27 protein-coding genes are annotated in these 22,864 nt (G+C 68.1%); 20 read left to right on the forward strand and 7 right to left on the reverse strand.

The window, feature by feature from the left end; all coding sequences use genetic code 11:
- The 6 genes from BM417_RS19460 to BM417_RS19480 all read left to right on the forward strand — a co-directional run bounded on the left by BM417_RS19460 (position 1) and on the right by BM417_RS19480 (position 5,147).
- A complete protein-coding gene (locus tag BM417_RS19460) occupies positions 1-738 on the forward strand; it encodes an ESX secretion-associated protein EspG (RefSeq protein ID WP_245822005.1) in 738 nt (245 codons plus the stop codon).
- Positions 739-871: 133 nt separating this feature from the next.
- A complete protein-coding gene (locus BM417_RS19465) occupies positions 872-1,177 on the forward strand; it encodes a hypothetical protein (protein WP_093595675.1) in 306 nt (101 codons plus the stop codon).
- A 1-nt stretch (position 1,178) separates the two neighbouring features.
- On the forward strand, positions 1,179-2,348 hold the full coding sequence (locus BM417_RS19470; protein WP_093595678.1) for a WXG100 family type VII secretion target: 1,170 nt from the start codon (positions 1,179-1,181) through the stop codon (positions 2,346-2,348).
- Between the two features lie 386 nt (positions 2,349-2,734).
- On the forward strand, positions 2,735-3,865 hold the full coding sequence (locus BM417_RS19475; RefSeq protein WP_093595681.1) for a pyridoxal phosphate-dependent aminotransferase: 1,131 nt from the start codon (positions 2,735-2,737) through the stop codon (positions 3,863-3,865).
- A gap of 368 nt (positions 3,866-4,233) precedes the next feature.
- The gene (locus BM417_RS47830) at positions 4,234-4,383 is read left to right on the forward strand and encodes a hypothetical protein (RefSeq protein WP_166049133.1); all 150 of its coding nucleotides are present in this window, start codon (positions 4,234-4,236) and stop codon (positions 4,381-4,383) included.
- A gap of 38 nt (positions 4,384-4,421) precedes the next feature.
- Complete coding sequence (locus BM417_RS19480; protein ID WP_093595684.1) at positions 4,422-5,147, forward strand: potassium channel family protein; 726 nt, start codon at positions 4,422-4,424, stop codon at positions 5,145-5,147.
- Here BM417_RS19480 and BM417_RS19485 read toward each other — a convergent pair.
- Together BM417_RS19485 and BM417_RS19490 are read right to left on the reverse strand one after the other, a co-directional pair.
- Complete coding sequence (locus BM417_RS19485; protein WP_093595687.1) at positions 5,091-5,687, reverse strand: HAD-IA family hydrolase; 597 nt, start codon at positions 5,685-5,687, stop codon at positions 5,091-5,093. The two genes, BM417_RS19480 and BM417_RS19485, sit on opposite strands and share 57 nt — an antisense overlap.
- 1 nt (position 5,688) lies before the next feature.
- Positions 5,689-6,630 carry a threonine aldolase family protein gene (locus BM417_RS19490; protein ID WP_407656160.1) on the reverse strand — a complete coding sequence of 314 codons (942 nt, stop codon included), beginning with the start codon at positions 6,628-6,630 and terminating at the stop codon, positions 5,689-5,691.
- A gap of 183 nt (positions 6,631-6,813) precedes the next feature.
- On the opposite strand from BM417_RS19490, the gene BM417_RS19495 reads away from it, so the two are divergent.
- The 7 genes from BM417_RS19495 to BM417_RS19525 are packed head-to-tail and all read left to right on the forward strand — an operon-like array spanning position 6,814 to position 12,214.
- Positions 6,814-7,332, forward strand: coding sequence for a SigE family RNA polymerase sigma factor (locus BM417_RS19495; RefSeq protein WP_093595689.1), 519 nt, complete (start codon positions 6,814-6,816; stop codon positions 7,330-7,332).
- A 20-nt stretch (positions 7,333-7,352) separates the two neighbouring features.
- Positions 7,353-8,027, forward strand: a complete 675-nt coding sequence (locus BM417_RS19500) for a hypothetical protein (protein ID WP_093595691.1) — start codon at positions 7,353-7,355, stop codon at positions 8,025-8,027.
- 27 nt (positions 8,028-8,054) lie between these two features.
- Positions 8,055-8,636 carry a TetR/AcrR family transcriptional regulator gene (locus BM417_RS19505; protein WP_093595694.1) on the forward strand — a complete coding sequence of 194 codons (582 nt, stop codon included), beginning with the start codon at positions 8,055-8,057 and terminating at the stop codon, positions 8,634-8,636.
- 57 nt (positions 8,637-8,693) lie between these two features.
- Complete coding sequence (locus tag BM417_RS19510) at positions 8,694-9,227, forward strand: SigE family RNA polymerase sigma factor (RefSeq protein ID WP_093595697.1); 534 nt, start codon at positions 8,694-8,696, stop codon at positions 9,225-9,227.
- Complete coding sequence (locus BM417_RS19515) at positions 9,224-9,979, forward strand: hypothetical protein (protein WP_093595700.1); 756 nt, start codon at positions 9,224-9,226, stop codon at positions 9,977-9,979. Before BM417_RS19510 ends, BM417_RS19515 begins: the two co-directional genes overlap by 4 nt.
- A gap of 25 nt (positions 9,980-10,004) precedes the next feature.
- Positions 10,005-11,423: an adenylosuccinate lyase gene (gene purB / locus BM417_RS19520; protein ID WP_093595703.1), complete on the forward strand. Its 1,419-nt coding sequence runs from the start codon at positions 10,005-10,007 to the stop codon at positions 11,421-11,423.
- The gene (locus BM417_RS19525) at positions 11,420-12,214 is read left to right on the forward strand and encodes an MOSC domain-containing protein (RefSeq protein ID WP_093595706.1); all 795 of its coding nucleotides are present in this window, start codon (positions 11,420-11,422) and stop codon (positions 12,212-12,214) included. Before purB ends, BM417_RS19525 begins: the two co-directional genes overlap by 4 nt.
- Positions 12,215-12,217: 3 nt before the next feature.
- Here BM417_RS19525 and BM417_RS19530 read toward each other — a convergent pair whose 3' ends face one another.
- Complete coding sequence (locus BM417_RS19530; RefSeq protein ID WP_143138711.1) at positions 12,218-12,655, reverse strand: hypothetical protein; 438 nt, start codon at positions 12,653-12,655, stop codon at positions 12,218-12,220.
- An 89-nt stretch (positions 12,656-12,744) separates the two neighbouring features.
- On the opposite strand from BM417_RS19530, the gene BM417_RS19535 reads away from it, so the two are divergent.
- On the forward strand, positions 12,745-13,620 hold the full coding sequence (locus BM417_RS19535) for a phosphoribosylaminoimidazolesuccinocarboxamide synthase (RefSeq protein ID WP_093595712.1): 876 nt from the start codon (positions 12,745-12,747) through the stop codon (positions 13,618-13,620).
- A 50-nt stretch (positions 13,621-13,670) separates the two neighbouring features.
- Positions 13,671-14,321, forward strand: coding sequence for a polysaccharide deacetylase family protein (locus tag BM417_RS19540; protein ID WP_093595715.1), 651 nt, complete (start codon positions 13,671-13,673; stop codon positions 14,319-14,321).
- On the opposite strand, the gene BM417_RS19545 is transcribed toward BM417_RS19540, so the two are convergent.
- Positions 14,284-14,907 (reverse strand): MBL fold metallo-hydrolase, encoded by a 624-nt coding sequence (locus BM417_RS19545; protein WP_093595718.1) that lies wholly within the window; start codon positions 14,905-14,907, stop codon positions 14,284-14,286. The two genes, BM417_RS19540 and BM417_RS19545, sit on opposite strands and share 38 nt — an antisense overlap.
- Before the next feature lie 237 nt (positions 14,908-15,144).
- On the opposite strand from BM417_RS19545, the gene BM417_RS19550 reads away from it, so the two are divergent.
- Positions 15,145-16,098 carry a trypsin-like serine peptidase gene (locus BM417_RS19550; RefSeq protein WP_177320490.1) on the forward strand — a complete coding sequence of 318 codons (954 nt, stop codon included), beginning with the start codon at positions 15,145-15,147 and terminating at the stop codon, positions 16,096-16,098.
- Here BM417_RS19550 and BM417_RS19555 read toward each other — a convergent pair.
- Positions 16,082-17,074 (reverse strand): NAD-dependent epimerase/dehydratase family protein, encoded by a 993-nt coding sequence (locus tag BM417_RS19555; protein ID WP_245822006.1) that lies wholly within the window; start codon positions 17,072-17,074, stop codon positions 16,082-16,084. The two genes, BM417_RS19550 and BM417_RS19555, sit on opposite strands and share 17 nt — an antisense overlap.
- 137 nt (positions 17,075-17,211) lie before the next feature.
- On the opposite strand from BM417_RS19555, the gene BM417_RS19560 reads away from it, so the two are divergent.
- The 4 genes from BM417_RS19560 (at position 17,212) to purL (ending at position 21,140) form a co-directional block, all read left to right on the forward strand.
- Positions 17,212-17,757: a hypothetical protein gene (locus BM417_RS19560; protein ID WP_093595724.1), complete on the forward strand. Its 546-nt coding sequence runs from the start codon at positions 17,212-17,214 to the stop codon at positions 17,755-17,757.
- A 226-nt stretch (positions 17,758-17,983) separates the two neighbouring features.
- Complete coding sequence (purS, locus tag BM417_RS19565; RefSeq protein WP_030465889.1) at positions 17,984-18,223, forward strand: phosphoribosylformylglycinamidine synthase subunit PurS; 240 nt, start codon at positions 17,984-17,986, stop codon at positions 18,221-18,223.
- Positions 18,220-18,891, forward strand: a complete 672-nt coding sequence (gene purQ / locus BM417_RS19570; RefSeq protein WP_093595727.1) for a phosphoribosylformylglycinamidine synthase subunit PurQ — start codon at positions 18,220-18,222, stop codon at positions 18,889-18,891. Before purS ends, purQ begins: the two co-directional genes overlap by 4 nt.
- Entirely contained in the window at positions 18,888-21,140 is a 2,253-nt protein-coding gene (gene purL / locus BM417_RS19575; RefSeq protein WP_093595729.1) for a phosphoribosylformylglycinamidine synthase subunit PurL, read from the forward strand. The genes purQ and purL overlap by 4 nt, the downstream gene beginning before the upstream one ends.
- Positions 21,141-21,179: 39 nt before the next feature.
- On the opposite strand, the gene BM417_RS19580 is transcribed toward purL, so the two are convergent.
- Complete coding sequence (locus BM417_RS19580) at positions 21,180-21,971, reverse strand: lysozyme (protein WP_093595732.1); 792 nt, start codon at positions 21,969-21,971, stop codon at positions 21,180-21,182.
- Positions 21,972-22,013: 42 nt separating this feature from the next.
- Positions 22,014-22,853 carry an aldo/keto reductase gene (locus tag BM417_RS19585; protein WP_093596287.1) on the reverse strand — a complete coding sequence of 280 codons (840 nt, stop codon included), beginning with the start codon at positions 22,851-22,853 and terminating at the stop codon, positions 22,014-22,016.
- Positions 22,854-22,864 lie beyond the last annotated feature (11 nt).

Consider the following 22,864-nt stretch of genomic DNA (forward strand, 5'->3'; position numbering starts at 1 on the left):
GTGGTTCTGTCCACAGTGGAGTTCGCCGTGGTCTGGGAGGCGCAGCGCCTCCCAGCCGCGCACGTCGCGCTCGACACGCGGATTCCCTCCGTCACCCACACGGAGAAGGCCGAGGTGGTGAAGCGGGCCTGGGAGTCACTGGAGGCACGCGGCCTGGCCCGCAACGGCCGGGTCGTGCCTGAGCTCGCTGACGGGTTCGCGTTGCTGGCGAACCACCAGGTGTCGATCGACCTGTGGATCTGGGCCGACCGGGAGATCAGCGGGCTGGCGGCGGCCATCGGGGACGAGGCGATCCTGGCGGTGCGGGATCGTGACGAGATGTGGTTGATCGAGGCTCGTGGCACGGCACTCGCCGAGGCCGCGGTCTCGGTCGCTGGTGAGATGCCTGCCGGGTTCGGACGCTCGATCAGCGCGCCCTACGACGAGCTCGTGGCCGCTGCCAAGGACGTCGGGCTCGACGCGCAACGGATGATCACCACGCTGGAGCGGCGGGGCATGCGGCTCGGTGACGCGCAGGAGCTCGCCGGAATGCTCGACGGCATGTCCACGCGCGGGCAGTTCGGTGTGCAGCGCAACGGACAGCGCGCCAGCCGTGTCGTTTCCTTCCACGACACGCACAACGGGCGTTACCTCCGTCAGCTCAAGCCGAGCAGCGACGGGCGCAGCTGGTGCACCATCACGCCCGTCGACAACCATCGGCTCGCCGGTTCGATCTGGGAGCTCTTGCAAGAAGTCTGATCGTGGAACCCTCGTTCATGCCCGCCCGTCGAACTTGACGGGCGGGCATCGTCGTTCGAAAGAGCGAATCGGCGCACTGCCCGGCGCAATTCGTTCTAAGGTCGGCGAGTAGACGTTGAGGGGGTAGGCGCGCATGGCTGCGACGAAGTTCAACACTGAAGCCATGGAACAGTGCCGAACGACCGTGAGCAGTCAGGCCGGGCAATTCGGCGCGATCGGTGACGGCTTTTCTGGCCAGTACGGCAATCCGGACATTTTCGGGAAACTCGGCTCTTCCGGCGCGATCTCGGGCGCGGTGTCCGCAATGGACCAGGCCGGCACGCAGGAGTTCGAAGCGGCAGAGAAAGTGCTGCGCAAGGTCGAAGGCGCGCTCGACGCGATCCAGACCAATGTCGCGAACGTCGAGGAAGCCAACAAGAACTCCATGAAGGCGGTGTGACGTGAGCGCGCTGGACGAAGTCGCGGCGTTGCCCGGCGGCGCGGAACTGGCCGCGCTCGCGGACAAGATCGAGACCGCGCAGCCCCAGGCCGTGCGCGACATCGCGAGCCGCTGGAAGCAGGCGGCGGGCAAGTGCGGCGACCAGACGAACGTCCTGCAGCGGTCGGTGACGCAGCTCGACGGCGCCTGGGAAGGCAAGTCCTCGGACGGTTTCGTCGCCTACATGGCCAACGTCACGAAGTGCGGCACCTCGATGGCCGACGCGCTCAACAGCGCCGCGACCGACCTGGAGGCGGCCGCGAACGCGTTGGAAACCGCGAAGACCTCGATGAGCCGCATCTGCGAGAACCTCCTGAGCCGCGCCCGCCAGACGCGCCAGCAGCTCCACGGCCAGCCGCAGGAGGACGTCAACAGCGTCATCCGCGGCTACTGCTCCGAGGCAACCAGCGACGCCCAACCCGTTGTCTCCCAAGCGGAAAGCGCAGTCAACGCCGCCGCCGGCACCCTGAAGGGCCGCCCCGGCGCGCTGACCCCGAAGTTCTCGTCGCTCGAGGACCCGAACACCCAGTCCTTCACGCCCGCACCGGGCAAGCCCGTCGAGTGGGCCCCGACCGCACCGCCCGACGACTCGACCAAGACTTCGTCCGCATCGGACTCGAAGCCCGCCCCCACCCCTACGCCTGCGGCTTCCGGCCACGGAGGCGGTGGCGGCGCGTCCGGTGGTGGAGGCGGTGGTGGAGGTGGAGGTGAGGGCGGCGGCGGTACGGGCGGCCTCGGCTCCGGCGGCGGCCCGCCCTCGGGCAGCCCGCCTCCCGGCAACGTCGAGGAATGGATCCGCGAAGCCATCAAGATCCTTCAGGCCAACGGCATTCCGGTCACCGACGAGAACATCGACGAGATCTGGAAGATCATCGAGAAGGAGTCGAGCGGCAACCCGCACGCCATCAACCTCTGGGATTCCAACGCCCAGGCGGGAACGCCCTCCAAGGGCCTCATGCAGTGCATCGACTCGACGTTCAACGCCCACAAGCTGCCCGGCCACGACGACATCTGGAATCCGATCGACAACATCATCGCCGGCGTCCGCTACACGTTCTCGCGCTATGGCGGCTTCGAAGGCCACCCAGGTTTGAAGGCGATGTCCCAGGGCGGCGGCTACCAAGGGTATTAGCCTCGCTCGATCAGGTGAGATTTGTCCGGAACCCGGCACTTCTCCGTCAGGTATCTCGTGACGGAAATGTGCCGGGTTTCGGTTATCCACACCCACACGGGTAACGAATGTCCTGAAACGCTGTTATCTGCGCCCGCATATTGCGGAAGCGCGGGGGGTGCGACAGGGCGTGCTGCACCTCAGGTGTGACGACCTTGGTGTGGGGGCCCTGAGGTGGAGGGCCCGGAGACCTGAGGTGGAGAGGCCTGGAGATCTGAGGCGTGGAGGTCTGAGGCGTGGAGCGATGGATGGGATCTGACGAGGGTGCCGGGACCTGGGGCGAGGCCTGAGGTGAGGTGAGAAACGGACAGAGGTGAGGAGAGGTGCTGGGGAGTTAGCCTGGCGGCATGCTGACCGTGGCTGCCCGCGCCGACGTCCCGCCCTTCCACGTCATGGACGTGCTGTCCGCCGCCGCACAACGGCAGCGAACGCACGGGGACGTGATCTCCCTGGCCGCCGGACAGCCGTCGAGCCCCGCCCCGCGCCCGGTGCGAGAGGCCGCCGCGCGAGCCCTGGGCGAGCACGCGCTGGGCTACACCGAGCAGCTGGGGATTCCCGAGCTGCGGCAGGCCATCGCCGGGCACTACAAGCGGCAGTACGACCTCGACGTGACGGCGGACGACGTGGTCGTGACCACGGGGTCGTCGGGGGCGTTCACGCTGGCGTTCCTGGCGGCCTTCGACGCCGGGGATCGGGTCGCCCTGGCGCGGCCGGGATATCCGGCTTATCGCAACATCCTCAAGGCGTTGGGGTGTGAGGTCGTCGAGTTGCCGTGCGGCCCGGAGACGCGGTTCCAGCCCACGGTCGAGATGCTCGATCCCGGGCTCAAGGGTGTGATCGTGGCGAGTCCGGCCAACCCGACGGGGACGACGGCCAATGTCGAGCCGATCGCGACCTGGTGTGCTGCCAACGGGGTTCAGCTCGTCAGCGACGAGATCTACCACGGGATCAGCTACGGGGAGCCCCTCCGGTGTGCCTGGGAGACGTCGCGGGACGCGATCGTCGTGAACTCGTTCTCCAAGGCGTTCGCGATGACCGGGTGGCGGCTCGGGTGGATGTTGTTGCCGGAGCGGCTGCGCAGGGCCGTGGACTGCCTGACGGGCAACTTCACGCTGTGTCCGCCCGCACTGGCGCAGTACGCCGCGGTCGAGGCGTTTCACGAGGACGCGTACGCGGAGACGGCTGAGCATCTTCAGCGGTACAGGGTGAACCGGGACCTGCTGCTCGAAGGGTTGACGAACCTCGGCATCGACAAGTTGGCGCCGGCGGACGGGGCGTTCTACGTGTACGCGGACGTCCGGCATCTCACGGACGACTCGATGGGGTTCTGCAAGAAGCTGCTCGACGACACCGGGGTCGCGATCGTGCCCGGCATCGACTTCGACCCTGTGGACGGGCACCACTTCGTGCGGATGTCGTTCGCGGGCGCCACGCAGGACATCGAGGAGGCGCTCCGGCGGTTGAAGGCCTGGCTCTGAGCCCCGGATGCGCACCAGAACCCGGCCCACACCAGAACCCGGCCCACACCAGAACCCGGCCCACACCAGAACCCGGCCCACACCAGAACCCGGCCCGCGCTGGGACCCGGCCCGCGCTGGAACCGGGAGCGCGCTGGAACCGGGAGCGCACGAGGAGCTGACCCGCACCTGGACCTGACGCGCACCAGAACCAGGCGCCCATCAGAACCAAGCGCGCTAGAACCAGGCGTGCACCAGGATCAGACGCGCACCCGAGCCGGACGCGCACCAGGACCGGACGCGCACTCAAGCCGGACGCGCGCCCGAGCCGGGGCCGCGCAACAAAACCGGCCGGCCGGACGTTCACGGAGCGGAGGAAGGGGAGTCCAATGTGGGCGATCATCGGGTGGCTGGTGGCGATCTGGATCGTGCTGGCCGTCGTCGGGGCCGTCGTGAAAGGCCTTTTCTGGCTCGCTGTGATTGGAGGACTACTCCTCGCAGGCACCGCGGCTTACGGTGCGATCAAATCCAAGCGATGACTCTGGATTAATGACTACGCACCGCTCACCATGGGGCGGTGTTGTTAGCCAACGAGGCCCGCCTCGAGCGGTGGGAGCGAAAGGTCGAGTGGCCGTTGACGGCACTCGCCGTGGTGTTCCTCGCCGCCTACGCGTGGCAGGTTTTCGACGATCACGGGGCCATGCACTTTCCCCTGGAGATCGCGTTGTGGCTGGTCTGGGCGTTGTTCGCGGCTGATTTCGCCACGCGGCTGACGTTGGCGCAGAACAAGGTCAAGTTTCTGAAAACGCACATCTTCGATCTTGCCGCGGTCGTTCTGCCGATGGTGCGGCAGCTCAGGGTGCTCAGGCTGATCACGGTCATCACGTTGCTGAACAAGAAGTTCCAGGACAAGATCAGGCAACGGGTCAGCATTTACGTCGCGGGCGTGACGGTAATCGTCGTGTTCTGCGCGAGCCTCGCGGTGCTGGACGCCGAAAGGCACGCGGAGAACGCCAGCATCACCACGTTCGGCGACGCGCTGTGGTGGACGCTGACGACCATGTCGACGGTCGGGTACGGCGACCGCTACCCCGTCACGGGTGAGGGGCGGCTGGTCGCCGGGTTGTTGATGGTCGGTGGCATCGCGCTGCTCGGTGTCATCACCGGCACGATCGCCAGCTGGCTCGTGGAGAAGCTGCGCGGTGTCGAGGAAGCCGAGCTCGAGACCGCGCAGGAGCTGCGGAACCTACGCGCCGAGATCGCCGAACTCCGTGCGGAGCTCGGCGCGCGCAACAGCGGCTGACGTCCACAGTCGCGCGTCCCAGCCCGCGACCAGGGCGCCCTCCACATTGGACAGCCGATCGTCGAAGAAGATCACGTCCGACGAGTCGATCACGGACGACGTGTGCTTCCAGATCGCCGCGTCCGGCTTCGCGCAGCCGAGGTCGCCGGAGAAGATCAGGTGCCGGAAGTGCTTGGCCCACGGCACCTTCTCGGCCAGTCGCCCGAACGTCGACGGCGCGTTCGACAGCAACGCCAGCGGCACGCCTAGTGCTGCCAGGTCCTCGATCAACGCGACGGTCTCCACCACCGGGTCGTCGAGCCAGCCCGCGTTGTCCATGGCGGTCAGCTCGTGGACGAGCGTGTCGTCGAGGGTCAGCCCGAGCACAGAACCGATCCGTGACCAGTACTCGGCGTCCGACCCGCCGCGGTCGTAGGCGTCCCGGTCCCAGTACGCCGCCTCGAAAGCCTCCAGCGTGACCCCGAGCTTCGCCGCCATCGCGGGCCGCGCCGGGTTCCGCTGGCTGATCACCTCGCCGAAGTCGAACACGATCCAGCGCATCTCAGACGTCCTCTCGAAGCCGGCGCAGCACCTCGGCGATGTCGGACGAGTCCACGTCGCCGTGCGTCACGAACCGAACCTTGCCTGACATGGGACTGGCGAAAACCCCGACCTCGCGCAACGACAGCAGCGTCTTGTCCAGGTCGGGCACCGACGCCAGCACGATGTTCGTGGCGGGCTCGGCCACCTCCCAGCCCAGCGACCGCAGTCCGGAAGCAAGTACATCAGCGTTCGAATGATCGTCGGCCAATCGATCAATCCGGTCGAGGGCGACTAGACCCGCCGCGGCCAGCACCCCGCCCTGCCGCACGCCGCCACCCAGCATCTTCCGCACCCGCCGGGCCTCGACGACGAACGACGCGGACCCGGCGACCACCGATCCGACCGGCGCGCCGAGCCCCTTCGACAGGCACACCTGAACGGTGTCCACCCCCGCGGCCAAGTCCACCAAAGGCACCCCGAGAGCAACGGACGCGTTCCACAGCCGGGCCCCGTCGAGGTGCACCGCCAGCCCGATGGACCGAGCCGCCGCCACGAGCGAAGCGTGCTCGTCGACCGAGGTCACCGTGCCACCGGCAGCGTTGTGCGTGTTCTCCAGGCACAACAGCGTGGTCCGCAGCCCGTAATAAGGAGACTCGCCACCACCAGCGGCGATCACGGTCTCCGGCGTCACCGGGGCAAGCGCGTGCGGCATCCCGCCGGCCAGCCACGCGGCCGTCCCGAGCTCGGCGTCGAGCACGTGCGCGCCGAGAGGAGCCAGGAACCGGTCACCGCGCTCCAGGTGCAGGAACAAGGCGATGAGATTGCCCATGGATCCAGAGGGAACCCACAGGGCGGCCTCGACGCCGAGCAGTCCCGCCACCCGCTCCTCCAGAGCGGCCATGGTCGGGTCGTGGTCCAGCACGTCGTCGCCGACCTCGGCCGCCGCCATCGCCCGGCGCATGGCCTCGTCGGGCTGGGTGACGGTGTCCGAGCGCAGGTCGATGGGGGTCACGAGCTCGATCACATCACATCCGGTGAACGACCGAGGGGGTGATGTAGCTCTCGCCGATGGTTCGTGCAACCGTTGGTGCCTCAGTTTCCGTCCAGTCAGTGCAACTCGAAGAACGAGCGGAGAGCAGTCCGCGTGGATCAGCGCGACGAGCAGGAGTTCGCGGAGTACTTCGTGGCTCGCCGTGAGGCTGTGCGCCGAACGGCATACCTGCTGTGCGGCGACTGGCACCGCGCTGACGACTTCGCGCAGACGGCCTTCGTCGCGGTGCACAGGAGGTGGCGGAAGATTCGGGACAAGCAGGCTCTCGACGCCTACGTCCGCCGCACCGTCGTGCGCGCGGTGATCGACGAGTCACGCCGTCCGTGGCGTCGCGAGAAGTTCACCGACGAGATGCCCGAGTCGCCGACGACGGACAACGAGATCGGCGAGACGGTCGCGACCCGTGAGGCGTTGCTGAAGGGCCTGCGCAGAGTCCCGCCCAGGCAACGGGCCGTGCTCGTGCTCAGGTTCCTCGAGGGCCTCGACGTCACGGCCACGGCCGAGGCGCTGAAGTGCTCGGAAGGAACTGTGAAGAGTCAGACCGCGCGCGGACTGGCAGCGCTCAGGGAAGCTCTGGGTGACGCCATCGACGACCTGCGACCGGCGTCGTGACCAGCGAGAGGAGGACGTAGATGGACGAGCAGAAGCTCGCGGACCTGTTCCGCGACGCAGCACAGGACGCGCCACCGGCGTCCTTCGACGCGGGCGATGTCCGCACGGCTTCGCGCCGTGCCACGCTGCGCAGGCGCAACTCGATCGCCGCCGGCACCACCCTGGTCGTGGTGCTCGGATTCGGCGGGGTCTTCGCCGCCAACAGCTGGGTGAGTCAGGACTCGAGCAGTTTGAACAGCGTGGGTTCTGGGCAGAACCGTGACAACGCGGCAGAATCCCCGATGTCTCCATTCGAGGCGAAACCGCCTACGGGCTTCTCCGGTGAAAGCGAGTCCACGCAGGGGGACTCGCAGACGCCGGGAAGCACTGGCCCTTCGGCCAGTGAAAGCGCAGTGCAGGGCTGCGCAGGTGTGGACCGAGAGCTCGCTGACGCCCTCGCCGACGAGCTTTCGGTCTCACCGGACTTCGCAGTGGCACCCACGCAGAGCTGCCCGCCCGGCTCGCGCTCGGTCGCGTTCAAGATCGACGGGCTGACGATCACCGCGATCGTCACGCCGCAGCCGTTCGACGCGCCCGCCGGTGCGGAGAAGGTGAAGACCGCCCAGGGCCTGGACCTCTACGTGTTCACCCAGGGCGACGGGGAGCTGAAGGGGCAGGCCAAGCGGTTCGCGGACGCACTGGCCCCCAGGTTCTGATCGTCCGCCCAGTACTCTGGCTCGACTATGACGGCAGCAACCCCCAAGGGTGAGCGCAGGCGGCAGGCGCTCGTGGAGGCCGCGTCCGGCCTGTTCGCGGAGGGCGGGTTCGACGCGGTCCGGCACCGCGCGGTCGCCGAACGCGCTGGTCTGCCGCTCGCGTCGACCACGTACTACTTCGACTCGCTCGACGAGCTGATCATCGCGGCCGTCGAGTTCCACGGCCGCAGCGAGCTCGCGAACTTCCGGCAACGGCTCTCGTCGCTGCCCGAGCAGACGACCGACGACGTGCTCGTGGAGTTCATGCTCGACCTGCTGGTCGGTGAGGACGCGACCGACATCGAGGCCGTGCTGCTGCGCTACGAACGCCTCGTCGCGACCGGCCGCCGCCCGTACCTGCGGCCGTTGATGCGCGTGCTGTCGACCGAACTGCGCGAGCTGATCGCCGACGTCTTCGCCCGCTCGGGCCGGGACATCGGGAGCGACCGGGTGGAGGAACTGATCGCGTTGGTGGACGGATCCGTGGTCAACTCGTTCATCGAGCTGAAGTCGGACCCCCGCGGCGTGGCGGCCAGGATGCTCCGTTCGGCTCTTTCGCGTCACGCCTGATGCAACCTGGCGTTCCTCCGATGCGTTCCCCTGGTTGAGGACGCGAGAGGGGAACGCATGCGCAAGGCCGATGAACAGGGCTTTCGCGAATTCGCGGCAGCCAATGCCGCGTCTTTGCGACGTACTGCGTATCTCTTCTGTGGCGACTGGCACACAGCCGAAGACCTGATGCAGTCGAGCCTCATGAAGATGTACGTGGCCTGGAAGCGCATCAAGGACCTCGACAACCTGATCGCGTACGCCCGCAAGGTGCTGCTGCGCACCTGGCTGGACGAGAAGCGCAGGCCGTGGCGCAGAGCCGAGCAGCGGGACGGGGAGCTGCCCGACGCCGCGGACGCCACCGTGGATCCCGACACGACCAGCGCGAAGCTGTGGGCGCGCGAGCTCGTGCACACCGCGCTGCTCCAGGTGCCGCCGAGGCAACGGGCGGTGCTCGTGCTGCGGTACTTCGAGGACCTGTCGGTCGCCGAGGTGGCGGTGGCCATGGGGTGCACCGAGGGAACGGTCAAAAGCCAGACGGCGCGCGGTCTCGCGACACTGCGCACCATCGTGGAGAAGCTCGACAACAGTTCGGGGAGGGTCGCGTCGTGAGTGAGCAGGAGATCCGCGAGGGAATGCTGCTGGCCGTCTGGGACGAGCCGCCGCTCGACTTCGACCCCGACACCCTGATCAGGCGGGTCGAGCAGAAAAAAAGTCGTCGACGAGCGCTGGTCGCTGTGGGCGTGGCTACGGCGGTGATCGCCGTCGCGTCGCTCGCGCTACCCGGCCTGCTCCCGCGCGACCGGGACAGTCAGCTCGGCGCCGACACCCCGGCGAGCTCGTCGGCGCCGCCGAGCGTGTCGGTGGAGAAGAAGGCCCAGCGCGCCGGCGACCAGCTGGCGGCCAAGCTCGGGGTGACGATGACGAACCTCACGGACATCGCCGGGTCGTTCAACCCCGGCAGGCTCACCTACCCCCCGTTCACGACGTCGACCCCGGCGCGGGCGCCAGGGGACCCGGAGTTCTCGGGCTATCTCTACCTGACCGACCAGATCGGGCCGACCTCGCTGCGCGTGGAAGCCGGCGTCAAGGGGCTCTCGACGAAGGACTTCTGCGGCGGCGCGACCATGTGCAAGGACGTCCAGCAGAAGGACGGGTCGGTCGTCACCGAGGCCGAGTTCAACGAAGGGACACCGGAGATCGCCAGGGCGGAGGTCCAGCGCGTGTTCCAGAGCGGATACGTCGTGCGCATCTCCAGCCACAACTACAACCCGGCGACGAGCGCCGGTCTGCGGCAGACGGTGCCGGTGCGCGTGGGGGTCCTCACAGAGCTGGTCACGGACCCCGCCGTCGCCTGGCAGTGAGGTCCGCGTGCACTAATCTTGCGACGTGACGAAGCCCCGCATCGCCAACGTCCTCGCAGGTCGCTACGCCTCCACGTCGCTCGCGACGCTCTGGTCGGCCGAGCACAAGATCGTGCTGGAGCGCCAGCTGTGGCTCGCGGTGCTGCGGGCGCAGGCGGCCGCGGGCATCGACGTTCCGGCGACCGCGATCGCGGACTACGAGCGTGTGCTGGAGCAGGTCGACCTGGAGTCGATCGCCGCGCGTGAGCGGGTGACGCGGCACGACGTGAAGGCGCGCATCGAGGAGTTCAACGCGCTCGCGGGCCACGAGCAGGTCCACAAGGGAATGACCTCGCGCGACCTGACCGAGAACGTCGAGCAGCTCCAGGTGCTGCGGTCGCTGGAGCTGATCAGGTCCAAGGTCGCCGCGGTCCTCGGCCGCCTCGCGCGCCTCGCGGCCGAGCACTCCGACCTCGTCATGGCCGGTCGTTCGCACAACGTGGCCGCGCAGGCGACGACGCTGGGCAAGCGGTTCGCGACGGGCGCCGACGAGCTGCTGGTGGCGTTCTCCCGCCTCGACGAGCTGATCGCGCGCTACCCGTTGCGCGGCATCAAGGGCCCGGTCGGCACGGCTCAGGACATGCTCGACCTGCTCGGCACGCCCGAGAAGCTGGAGGAGCTGGAGCGCACGGTCGCGGGCCACCTCGGCTTCGAGCGCGTGCTCACGAGCGTCGGCCAGGTCTACCCGCGCTCGCTCGACTTCGACGTCGTCTCGACGCTCGTGCAGCTCGCCGCGGCACCGTCGTCGGTGGCGAAGACCATTCGTCTGATGGCGGGCCACGAGCTGGTGACCGAGGGCTTCAAGCCCGGCCAGGTCGGGTCCAGCGCGATGCCGCACAAGATGAACACCCGTTCGTGTGAGCGCGTGAACGGCTTCGCGGTGATCCTGCGCGGCTACCTGTCCATGGTCGGCGAGCTCGCGGGCGACCAGTGGAACGAGGGCGACGTGTCGTGCTCGGTGGTCCGCCGGGTCGCGCTGCCGGACGCGTTCTTCGCGTTCGACGGGCTGCTGGAGACGTTCCTGACGGTGCTGGACGAGTTCGGCGCCTACCCGGCCGTCGTCGCCCGTGAGCTGGACCGCTACCTGCCGTTCCTCGGCACGACGAAGGTGCTGATGGCGGCCGTGCGCGCGGGTGTCGGCCGGGAGACCGCGCACGAGGCCATCAAGGAGAACGCGGTGGCCGTCGCGCTGGCGATGCGCGAGCAGGGCCTGGCGCAGAACGACCTGCTGGACCGGCTCGCCGCGGATGAGCGGCTGCCGCTCGACAAGGCCGCCCTGGACGCACTGCTGGCCGACCGCCTGTCGTTCACCGGCGTGGCGTCGGCGCAGGTCGCGTCCATCGTGGAGCAGGTCGCCGCGGTCGTCGACAAGTACCCGGCCTACGAGCCAGAGCCGATTCTGTGATCGTTTCGGATCTGGTCGTCTACCCGATCAAGGGATGCGGCGGGTACTCCGTCGCATCCTCCGCGGTGGACGCCACCGGACTGCGTGGCGACCGGATGATGATGCTGGTCGACGACGGCGGTGTGTTCCTGTCGCAGCGCAAGGTCCCGGAGATGGCCGCGCTGCGTCCGCACCTGACGGACTCGGCGTTGTTCCTGGGTGGACAGTCGTTCCCGATCATCGCCGACGGGCCTCGGGTGCCGGTCGCCGTGCACACCTGGAACGGCTTCGGCGTGGACCAGGGCGACGAGGCCGCAGAGGCGTTCTCCCTGGCCCTCAAGCGATCCGTGCGGCTCGTGCGGACGCCACCGGACCTGAGTCGGGAGACGACCGGCGAGACCACCGGACTGGTCGGGTACGCCGACGGCAACGCGTTGCTGGTGCTCTCGCTGTCCTCATTGGACGGGTTGAACGAGCGCATCCTGGAACGCGGCGGGGACCCGGTGCCGATGAACCGCTTCCGCCCCAACGTGGTCGTGTCCGGCTGGCCGGAACCGCACACCGAGGACCGGGTTCGGCGCGCGGCGATCGGTGACGTGGAACTGGCCTACGCCAAGGACTGCGTGCGTTGCGCCGTGCCGATGGTCGACCAGGAGACCGGGCTGAAGGACGGCCCCGAGCCGATTCGCTCGCTGGCGGCCTACCGGCGTGACCCCGATGGCGGCGTCACGTTCGGCATGAAGGCACAGGTGACGCGCACCGGCACCATCGCGGTCGGCGACAAGATCGACGTGCTGGAGTGGCGCGCTTAGGGCTCAGGCCTTCTGCCAGCGCAGCCGGTCGCCGCGCTGGGGATCCTTGCGGCACACCAGCTTCTCGCCGAGCAGGCCGATGCCGTTCGCGCCTTCCGGATCGCAGCGGGCGCCCTCGTTGACCAGGAGTCCCTGCTGCGGGGGCTCGGTGGTCGTCGGCTGCTGCACGGCAGGAGGAGTCTGCGTGGGTGGCGGCTTCGGCTGCGTGGTCTTCGTCGTGGTGGTCGTCGTCGCCGCTGAGGACGACCCCTTGACCGTGATCTCGACGTCGTCCGGAGTCGGGACGATGGTCACGGACTGGGGCGTGCTCGAGGTGAGCGAACCTCCTGCGGCAGGCGACGAGATGGGGCTGGAGTCGAAGCTCCACCCGGCCACGCCCAGCACGATGAGCAGTCCCAAGCTTGCCAAAGCCGGGATCCACAGGGCCTTTCTAGGGAGCACGGGTGCACCTTAAGCTTCTTTTGCCTTGATCTGTAGAGGTGAAGGGGTGTAGGTCGGTTGACGGAACTCGGCCACGTAGGCTGACCAGCGTGCCTACGCTCGCTGACTACCAGCACGTCGCCCGCGGCAAGGTTCGCGATCTGTACGACGTGGACGACGAGCTGCTGCTGTTCGTCGCGTCCGACCGAATCTCGGCGTACGACCACATCCTGAGCACGGAGATCCCCGACAAGGGCCGCGTGCTCACCGCGATGAGCGTGTTCTGGTTCGAGCGACTCGCCCCGAACCACCTGGTCGCGTTCGACGACCCGCGCATCCCCGCCGAGGTCCGCGGCCGCGCGTTGCTCGTGCGCAAGCTGCAGATGGTCGACGTCGAGTGCGTGGCGCGCGGGTACCTGACGGGCTCGGGCATGGCCGACTACACCGCGACCGGCGCGGTCTGCGGGATCGAGCTGCCGGCCGGTCTGGTCGAGGCGTCCGAACTGGACCCGCCGATCTTCACGCCCGCCTCGAAGGCCGAGATCGGCGCGCACGACGAGAACGTGTCGTTCGACGTCATCGCCGAGAAGCACGGTGTCGAGCTGGCCTCGAAGCTGCGCGACCGGACGATCGAGCTGTACAGCGAGGCGCGCGCGTACGCGTTGACGCGCGGCCTGATCCTCGCGGACACGAAGTTCGAGTTCGGGCTGGACGCCTCCGGTGAGCTGATCCTGGCGGACGAGGTCTTCACGCCGGACTCGTCGCGGTACTGGCCGGCCGAGGGCTACGAGCCCGGCCGCGTGCAGCCGTCGTTCGACAAGCAGTACGTGCGCGACTGGCTGACGTCCTCCGCGTCCGGCTGGGACCGCAAGAGCGACGTTCCGCCGCCTGCCCTGCCCGCGGACGTCGTCGAGGCGACCCGTCAGCGGTACGTCGAGGCCTACGAGCGGCTCACAGGCCGGTCTTTCGCTGACTGGCTGGCGTGAGTTAGCGCCGGTTTCACGCGGATGTCACCACGGCATGGCGCACTCATACGGTGCACTCACAGCTCGTGGTCTCTCTGTCCGGCATCGGTCCGCAGACACTCGACCGATGCGCTGATCTCGCCGCGGCGCTTGATCCGCGGCAGGTGCCGTTGTCGCTGCTCGTAGCACCTCGCGAGCTGGGCAAGGCGCAGGAATGGGTGCGGCACCGCACCTCGCTCGGCGATGCCGTCGTGCTGCACGGTCTCGGTCAGCGGCGGCTGCCGGCCTATGAAGCCGGGTTGTTGTTGATGGGCGCGCGTCTGCAGATGGACGCCATCGGGCTCAAGGCCGACACGTTCGCGCCTCGGCGTTGCGTGGCGTCGCCCGGGACGTTGATCGCGCTGGCCAAGCACAGGTTCCAGCGTTGCGCCGACGCGCACGCCGTCCGTGAGGTCGGCAGCGGCCTGGCGACCTTGGGCCGCCTGCACGCGCTGACCGAACGCACCAGCTTCGGTGAGCTGCGGTCGCTCGCGCTGGTCTACGCGGCCGCCAGGTCCGCGCGCCGCGGCGGGCTGACCCGGATCACCGTCGACGCGCGCGACCTGCACCGGCCCGGTGCGCGGCAGGCCGTGCTCGACGCCGTGGACATCGCACTCGCCCACGACGCCGCGCCGACCACCTACGTCAAACTGCCGTCTCCTCGCCTGGCGTCAGCAGCCTGACCTCGGTGCCGTCCGGCTTCAGCAGTTCGAAGAACCGGACGGCCATCTGCGGGCTCGCGAGCGTCTTCTCGTGGATCGGCACGGCGACACGCGGCTTCACGGCGCGTAGGAAGTCGACGGCCTCACCGGTGCGCAACCACGGCGCTCCGGCGGGCAGTCCGAGCACGTCGACGTCCTCGTCCGGCACGAACAGCGAGTCGCCGGGGTGGTAGAACGCGCCGTCGTCGATCACGTAGGCGGCGTTCGGCACGATCGGGATGTCCTCGTGGATCAGCGCGTGCTGCCCACCGGTGACCTTGACCGTCGTGTCGCCGACCTTGAGCACGTCACCCGGCCGTGCGACGGTCGCGTTCTCGACGGTGGGCGCCGTGCCCTCGTCGACGATGAGCTGCGCCTGCGGGTTCGCCTTGAGCAGCGCCGGCAGCTTCTCCATGTCGATGTGATCGAAGTGCTGGTGCGTGACCAGCACCGCGTCCAGGTCTGTCAGGTCCTCGAACCCCGTGGAGAACGTGCCGGGGTCGATCAGGATGCGCGTTGTCCCGGTGTCGAGAAGTACGCAGGCATGACCGAAATGGACAAGTTGCACAGATTCCTCCATTACCGACGATTGGCGGGCTGACACGGTCAGGTGACGTCGGAAGTATCAAATGGCATGAGGAAAACCCTGCAACTCCTCACGGCACTGGCGCTTGCCCTGCCGATGACGTCCATCGTCCCTGCTACCACCACCTCTACACCTGCTGAGGCCTCGTCGCCGCAGACGCAGGAAATCGGAACTGAGGAAAACGTCTCAGTCCGCGTGGGTGGCGCGAATCGTTCGACGTTGATCGAACGACCGGGCTCCGGGTACGTGAAGCTGCATTTCACGGACCTGCGGATCCTGCCCGGTGACGTGCTCACGGTGTCGAACCCTGACGGCACCGAGAAGTACACGTACACGAGAGATCTGAAGGCCTCGCTGACCGCCACGATCGACGCGTCCGGTTTCTGGGCCATGTCGATCACGGGTGACCGCGCCCTGGTGTCGGTGACGAACCCGCTGTCGCGCGTCCGGATCGACAAGCTCACGCGCGGCTACACCGACGCCGAGATGTCCTCGCAGCCGTCCGTGCAGAGCATCTGCGGCACGAACGACTACAAGGACGCCGTCTGCTACCAGTCGAGCAACCCGACCGAGTGGGGCAAGACCGCGTCCGTGGCGAAGCTGCTGCGCAACGGCAGTTCGCTGTGCACGGCGTGGCGCGTCGGCCCCAACAACCGCATGCTGACCAACGAACACTGCTTCACCAGCACCAGCGGCATCGAGGTCTGGTTCAACTACCAGTGCCCGACCTGCGGCGGCACCGCGTCCGCCACCGTCACGAAGGTCCTGGCGGCGCAGGTGCTGAAGGTGAACGCCGCTCTCGACTACACCCTCTTCACCGTGAACAACTTCGCGGCCATCAGCTCGTTCGGTTACCTCGAACTGGACGCGCGCGTTCCGGCCGTGGGTGAGGAGATGTACATCGTCGGCCACCCGGCTGGGAAGCTGAAGAAGCTGTCGTTGCGCGACAACAACAACGGCGGCGGCTACTGCGTCGTGCGTGCCGTGCGGGTGAACGGCAGCTCGTCGCAGTCCGACATCAGCTACATGTGCGACACCGAAGGCGGCTCGTCCGGTTCGCCGGTGCTGTCGAGGCGCACACACAAGGTGATCGGGCTCCACCACTTCGGCGGCTGCCCGAACCAGGGCGTGCGCATCGACCTCGTCGCCGCGCAGATCAACTCACTGCTGTAAGGATTTCCTGCTCTTCCGCAGCCGTGAGCCCGGCCTTGCGGGGCCGGTCCAGTCCGAGGCCGCGCTCGTACTCCAGCGAGTCGAGCGCGGTCTCGGCCAGCGGTCTCACCCGCAGCCCGTTCGCCAGCGCGTTGCTGACGTCGCGGCCGACCATCTTGGCCCACTCCTGCGGCAGCCACAGCGGCAGCGACCGAGGCCCGGCCCACGGGTTGATCCCGAGCTCCTTGAGCACGCTCTCCTGCACGGAAACGAGCTGCGTCCCCGGCTGCGCGGTCGCCCCGGCGATCTCGCCGATGGCCATCTGGAACGGCATGACCGGCCCGGTGGAGTCATACGTGCCCGTCACCCGCTCCTCGGCCGCGAACACGATCCACTGCGCCAGATCCCGCGCGTCGATGTGCTGGAACCCCAGGTCAGGGCTGTCCGGCACGACCACGCGCCCACCCTGGGCCATCCGCGCGGGCCAGTACCCGAACCGGTCGCTCGGGTCGTCCGGCCCGGTGATGAGCCCGGCCCGCACGATGAACTCGCGGCTCGCCACGGCTTCGCGCACCGCGATCTCGCTGGCCACCTTGACGCTGCCGTACCGCTCGGCGGTGAACTCCTGCGCAGGGTCGTCCTCCAGCGGCGGCAACAACTCGTCGCTGCCCGTCGAGTGGTCCGCGTAGACGGAGATGCTGGACACGAACGTCCAGTGCGGCGTGGTCGCCCCGAACGCCTCCAGCGCGTCCCGGACCCAGTTCACCGAGTACTTCGACACGTCGATCACCGAGTCGAACTGCTCGCCGGCCAGCGCGTCGAACGCACCTGGTCTGTTCCTGTCGACCGGAACGAGCGTGGCTCCCTCCGGCACCCCGCCGGAGGCACCGCGGGCAGCGCAGACCACGTCGTGGCCGCGGCGGACGGCCTCCGCCGTGATGGCCTTGCTGAGGAACACGGTTCCGCCGAGCACGAGGATCTTCATGATCTCCAGCATCCGTCCGATCGGGCCGGACTGCCACCGGTCTCGCTTTCGGCGAAATAGCTTGTTGGAATAGGTCCAACACCTGGTCGTTCGGACCCGATCAGTTGGACTTGATGAACTGTCGTTCGGGTTCTGCCGATGGACGTTCCGTGAGTCTGCACGCCTTCGTCGACGAGTCGCGGCGAAACAACACGTACCTGCTGGCTGCTGTCCTCGTCGACCCCGGCGACCTGGCGCGCACGCGAAAAGCGCTGCGCCGGTTGCTGTTCCCCGGTCAGCGAGAGCTTCACTTCAAGAAGGAGAAGACCGATCGACGCAAGTTGATCGCGTCCAGGCTGGTGTCCATCGGCGCCACCGTGCACATCTACACCTGCGACTGCTCCGCTGGGGAAGAGATCGCGCGGCAGGAGTGCCTCATCGCCCTTGTCAACGATCTCGTCGACCTGGACACGAGGAGACTGGTGCTCGACAGCCGAGAAGAGCGCAATCTCCACGACGCGCAGACGATTCGCGCGACGCTGGGCAAGCGGCCAAGCCACTCGAAGATCATCTACGAGCACTTGGAGAGCTCGCACGACGAGTTGCTCTGGATTCCGGACGTGGTGGCCTGGTGCCACGGCGCAGGAGGTGACTGGGCAAGGCGCGTGCGCTCGCTCGTCGCGAAGGAGACTGTCGTGGACAAATGGTCCAGATAGCGCAAAGCACGGCGGCCGACCGTCCGGACGGGCACCGTGCTCACTTCCTCGGCCTACGGGGCCTCGGCGCGTTCAGATTACCAAACCCCACCGTCGAGGCAAGGTCGTTCACCCGAAGGTGGACCGGTGACGATGTGCCCCCGAACACGTGTCGGGAGGATGAACGCACAGGTCAGATAGGCTCTCGAGGTACCGCCAGCCCCTCCAAACCCGGGAGCAGTCTGTCGTGGCCCGAGTCGTCGTCGACGTCATGCCGAAGCCCGAAATTCTCGACCCCCAAGGCCAGGCGGTGGCGAACGCGCTGCCCCGTCTCGGCTTCGACGGCATCACCGCCGTCCGTCAGGGCAAGCACTTCGAGCTGGAGGTCGCCGACGACGTCGACGACGCCACGCTCGCCAAGATCGCCGAGACCTTCCTCGCCAACCCCGTGATCGAGGACTGGACCGTGCGCAGGGTCGAGGCATGAGGGTCGGTGTCATCACCTTCCCCGGCACTCTCGACGACGTCGACGCGCAGCGGGCCGTCCGATACGCAGACGGGGAAGCCGTGCCGTTGTGGCACGGGGATCACGACCTGAAGGGCGTTGACGCCGTCATCGTGCCCGGTGGGTTCTCGTACGGCGACTATCTGCGGTGTGGCGCCATTGCGCGGTTCGCGCCCGTCATGCAGGAAGTGATCGAGGCCGCGAACAAGGGGATGCCGGTTCTCGGCATCTGCAACGGTTTCCAGATCCTCGCCGAGGCCCATCTGCTGCCCGGTGCGCTCGTGCGCAACCACAAGCTGCACTTCGTGTGCCGCGACCAGTGGCTGAAAGTCGAGAACAACACCACGGCGTGGACCGGCCGGTACGACCTGGGCGCCGAGATCCTCGTGCCGCTGAAGTCGGGCGAGGGCGGTTACCAGGCCGACGAGGACACCCTCAAGGAGCTGGAAGACGACAACCGCGTCGTGTTCCGGTACGTCGGCGACAACCCGAACGGCAGCCGCAACAACATCGCGGGCATCTCCAACGCCAGGGGCAACGTCGTCGGCCTCATGCCGCACCCCGAGCACGCCATCGACGCGCTCACCGGCCCCACGGACGACGGTCTGGGCGTGTTCCTGTCCCTGCTCGACACGGTGGTGAACGCGTGATCGACACCGTCAAGAACGCCGAGGCGACGCCTGAGCAGGAGCAGCCCTACAAGGAGCTGGGCCTGAAGGACGACGAGTACGCGCGCATCAAGGAGATCCTCCAGAGGCGTCCGACCGACGCCGAACTGGCGATGTACTCGGTCATGTGGAGCGAGCACTGCTCGTACAAGTCGTCCAAGGTGCACCTCAAGTACTTCGGCGACACCACGACCGACGAGATGCGCAGCAAGATGCTCGCGGGCATCGGCGAGAACGCCGGCGTCGTCGACGTCGGGGACGGCTGGGCCGTCACGTTCAAGGTCGAGAGCCACAACCACCCGTCGTACGTCGAGCCCTACCAGGGCGCCGCGACCGGCGTGGGCGGGATCGTCAGGGACATCCTCGCGATGGGCGCACGGCCGCTCGCGGTCATGGACCCGCTGCGGTTCGGCAGGCCCGACGCCGAGGACACGAAACGGGTCCTCCCCGGCATCGTCGCGGGCGTCGGCGGCTACGGGAACTGCCTCGGCCTGCCGAACATCGGCGGCGAGGTCGTGTTCGACGAGTCCTACCAGGGAAACCCGCTGGTCAACGCTCTGTGCGTCGGTGCGATGCGCGTGGAGGACCTGCATCTCGCGCACGCGAGTGGTACCGGCAACAAGGTCATCCTCTACGGCGCGCGCACCGGACTCGACGGCATCGGCGGCGTTTCAGTGCTCGCGAGCGAGACGTTCGACGACTCCGCCGGCAAGCGCAAGAAGCTGCCGAGCGTGCAGGTCGGCGACCCGTTCACGGAGAAGGTGCTGATCGAGTGCTCGCTGGAGCTCTTCGAGAAGGGTCTCGTCGCGGGCATCCAGGACCTCGGCGGCGCGGGCCTGTCCTGCGCGACGAGCGAGCTGGCGTCCGCTGGTGACGGCGGCATGCACGTCTACCTGGACCGGGTCCCGCTCCGGGCGAAGAACATGTCCCCGGCGGAGATCCTCTCCAGCGAGTCCCAGGAACGCATGTGCGCGGTGGTCGAGCCGGCCAACGTCGAGGCGTTCCTGGCCGTCTGCGCGAAGTGGGACGTCATCGCCACCGAGATCGGCGAGGTGACCGAAGGCGACCGCCTGGTCATCACCTACCACGACGAGGTCGTCGTGGACGTGCCTCCGCGCACCGTCGCCCACGAGGGCCCGGTCTACGACAGGCCGATCCAGCGCCCCGCCGACCAGGACGAACTCCAGGCGAACACGCCGGACAGCCTGCCGAGGCCCGAGAACCTGCTGGAACTGATCAAGATCATGGCGGCCAGCCCCAACCTGGCCTCCAGGAAGTGGGTCACCCAGCAGTACGACCGGTACGTCCGCGGCGGCACGGTCCTCGCGCAGCCCAGCGACGGCGGCATGATCCGGATCGACGAGGAGACCGGCCGCGGTGTCGCTCTCTCGACGGACTGCAACGGCCGCTACACCAAGCTCGACCCGTACGAGGGCGCGAAGCTCGCGCTGGCCGAGGCGTACCGGAACGTGTCAGCGACCGGTGCGACGCCGGTGGCCGTCACGAACTGCCTCAACTTCGGCTCGCCGGAGGACCCGGCGGTCATGTGGCAGTTCGAGCAGGCCGTGAAGGGTCTCGCGGACGGCTGCGCGGAGCTGGGCATCCCGGTGACCGGCGGCAACGTCAGCTTCTACAACCAGACCGGCTCCACGGCGATCCTGCCGACGCCGGTCGTGGGCGTGCTGGGCGTGATCGACGACGTGCGGCGCCGCATCCCCACCGGGATCGGGGCCGAGGCCGGCGAGACGCTGCTGCTGCTCGGCGAGACGCGCGACGAGTTCGGCGGGTCGGAGTGGGCGCACCACGTCCACGGTCACCTGGGCGGACTGCCGCCGAAGGCCGACCTGAAGCGCGAGAAGCTGCTGAGCGAGATCCTCGTCGCGGGGTCCCGTGACGGCATGGTCTCCGCCGCGCACGACCTCTCCGAGGGCGGCCTGGCCCAGGCGCTGGTCGAGACGTGCCTGATCGGCGAGGTGGGTGCGCGGGTCTTCCTCGAAGGCGACCTGTTCACCGCGCTGTTCAGCGAGTCCGCGGGCCGCGTGCTGGTCGCCGTGCCGCGCACCGAGGAGCAGCGCTTCGTCGACATGTGCACCGCGCGCAGGCTGCCGTGGCGCAAGGTCGGTGTCGTCGACCCGGAGTCGAACGCCCTGGAGATCCAGGGCCTGGGCGAACTCCCGCTGGACGAGCTCCGCGAGGCCTGGGAGGGCACCCTCCCGGCCCTGTTCGGCTAGAGCACCGAGAAGTGGCCCCGTCGCCGACGGGGCCACTTCTCAGCTCGTGGCGATGCGCTGGAGCTGCTCGAACTGGCCGTTGAACAGGTTCTGGTCGCCGGGGAAGAGCCCGGCCGCCTGCCACTGCCAGATCGTGTGGAAGTCGAAGCCGACAGGCAGTGCGCCGAGCTTCGAGGTGTAGTGCGCGATCCACAGCGGGTTGGTGTCGCCGAACTTCACCGAGCCGCCGACGCACTTGTTCCACCAGCTCGTGGACGTGTAGATCGCCGGATAACGCTTGGTGCGCGCGAAGACCGTGTCGCTGAACTCCTTGACCCACGCCGTCATCGCGGTCTGGTTCATGTTGTAGCAAGTCTCGCCGTACGGGTTGTACTCCATGTCGAGCGCGGGCGGCAGCGTCCTGCCGTCGGGTGACCACCCGCCGCCGTTGTCGACGAAGAAGTTCGCCTGCTGCACGCCGTTCGCGCGGTCCGGCAGCGCGAAGTGGTAGGCGCCGCGGATCATGCCGATGTCGTAGGAACCGTTGTACTGCTGGGTGAACTTCGGGTTCCGGTAGTGGACGCCCTCGGTCGCCTTGACGTAGGAGAACCGGGCGCCTTTGTCCCAGGAGGACCTCCAGTCGACGTCGCCCTGGTGGCTGCTCACGTCCATGCCGGGCACTTTGCCGTCGGTGGGCGGGGACTCGTCCGCGCGAAGGATGCCCGCGCCTTCGTGTTTGAGGATCTGGGATCCCGCGGTGTGGTCCGCGGAGCCCTCGGGCAAGGGCGCCGCGGACGCGGGTGCCGGCGTCAGGCCGGCGACGATCGCCACGATGCTGATCAAGGTCCGCATGGAGTAGATCGTGCGACCATTTGTCGCAATTTGCTACCGGGGTCACCCGTCCAGGCGGGACAGCTCCTCGGCGGACAACTCCAGGTGGGTGGCCGCGGCCGAATCCGAGATGCTCGCCGGTCGAGAAGCACCCGGAATGGGGACTACCACTTCGGACTTCGCGAGCATCCACGCGAGACAGACCTGGTGGGCGCTCACGCCGTGCGCCTCGCCGACCTCCTTGAACGGACCGGCCAGCGCGCCCGCCTTGCCGATGCCGCCGAACGGGCTCCACGGCAGGAAGGCGATGCCGAGCTTGTCGCACAGCTCCAGCTCGGGCTCACTCGATCGGAACGACGGCGAGAACTGGTTCTGCACGGCCGCGAGCCGTCCGCCGAGGATCTCGTTGGCGAGCACGATCTCCTCGGGGTTGAAGTTCGAGACGCCCGCGTAGCGGATCTTGCCGTTGTCCAGCAGTTCCTTCAACGCACCGACCGACTCGGCGATCGGCGTCTTCGGGTCCGGCCGGTGGAACTGGTAGAGGAAGATCTGGTCCACCCCGAGCCGCTGCAACGACCCGTCGACGGCCTTGCGCAGGTACTCCGGGCGTCCGTCGAGCGCCCAGCCACCGCCCGGCACGCGCGTGTGCCCGCCCTTGGTCGCCACGAACACCTCTTCGGAACGGCCGCGCAGCCCTTCGGCGATGAGCGACTCGTTGTGGCCGAAGTCGGTGTCGTCGAGCGAGTAGGCGTCGGCGGTGTCGATGAACGTCACGCCCGCGTCCAGCGCGGCGTGAATGGTCTCGATCGCCTGCGCGCGCTCCGGCCTCCCCTCGATGGAGATGGGCATGCCGCCCAGGCCGATGGCGCTGACTTCCACTTCTCCGATGCGACGCGTCTGCATGTCCTCCACTC

This window comes from Lentzea waywayandensis, assembly GCF_900115955.1.
Taxonomy (GTDB): Bacteria; Actinomycetota; Actinomycetes; order Mycobacteriales; family Pseudonocardiaceae; genus Lentzea; species Lentzea waywayandensis.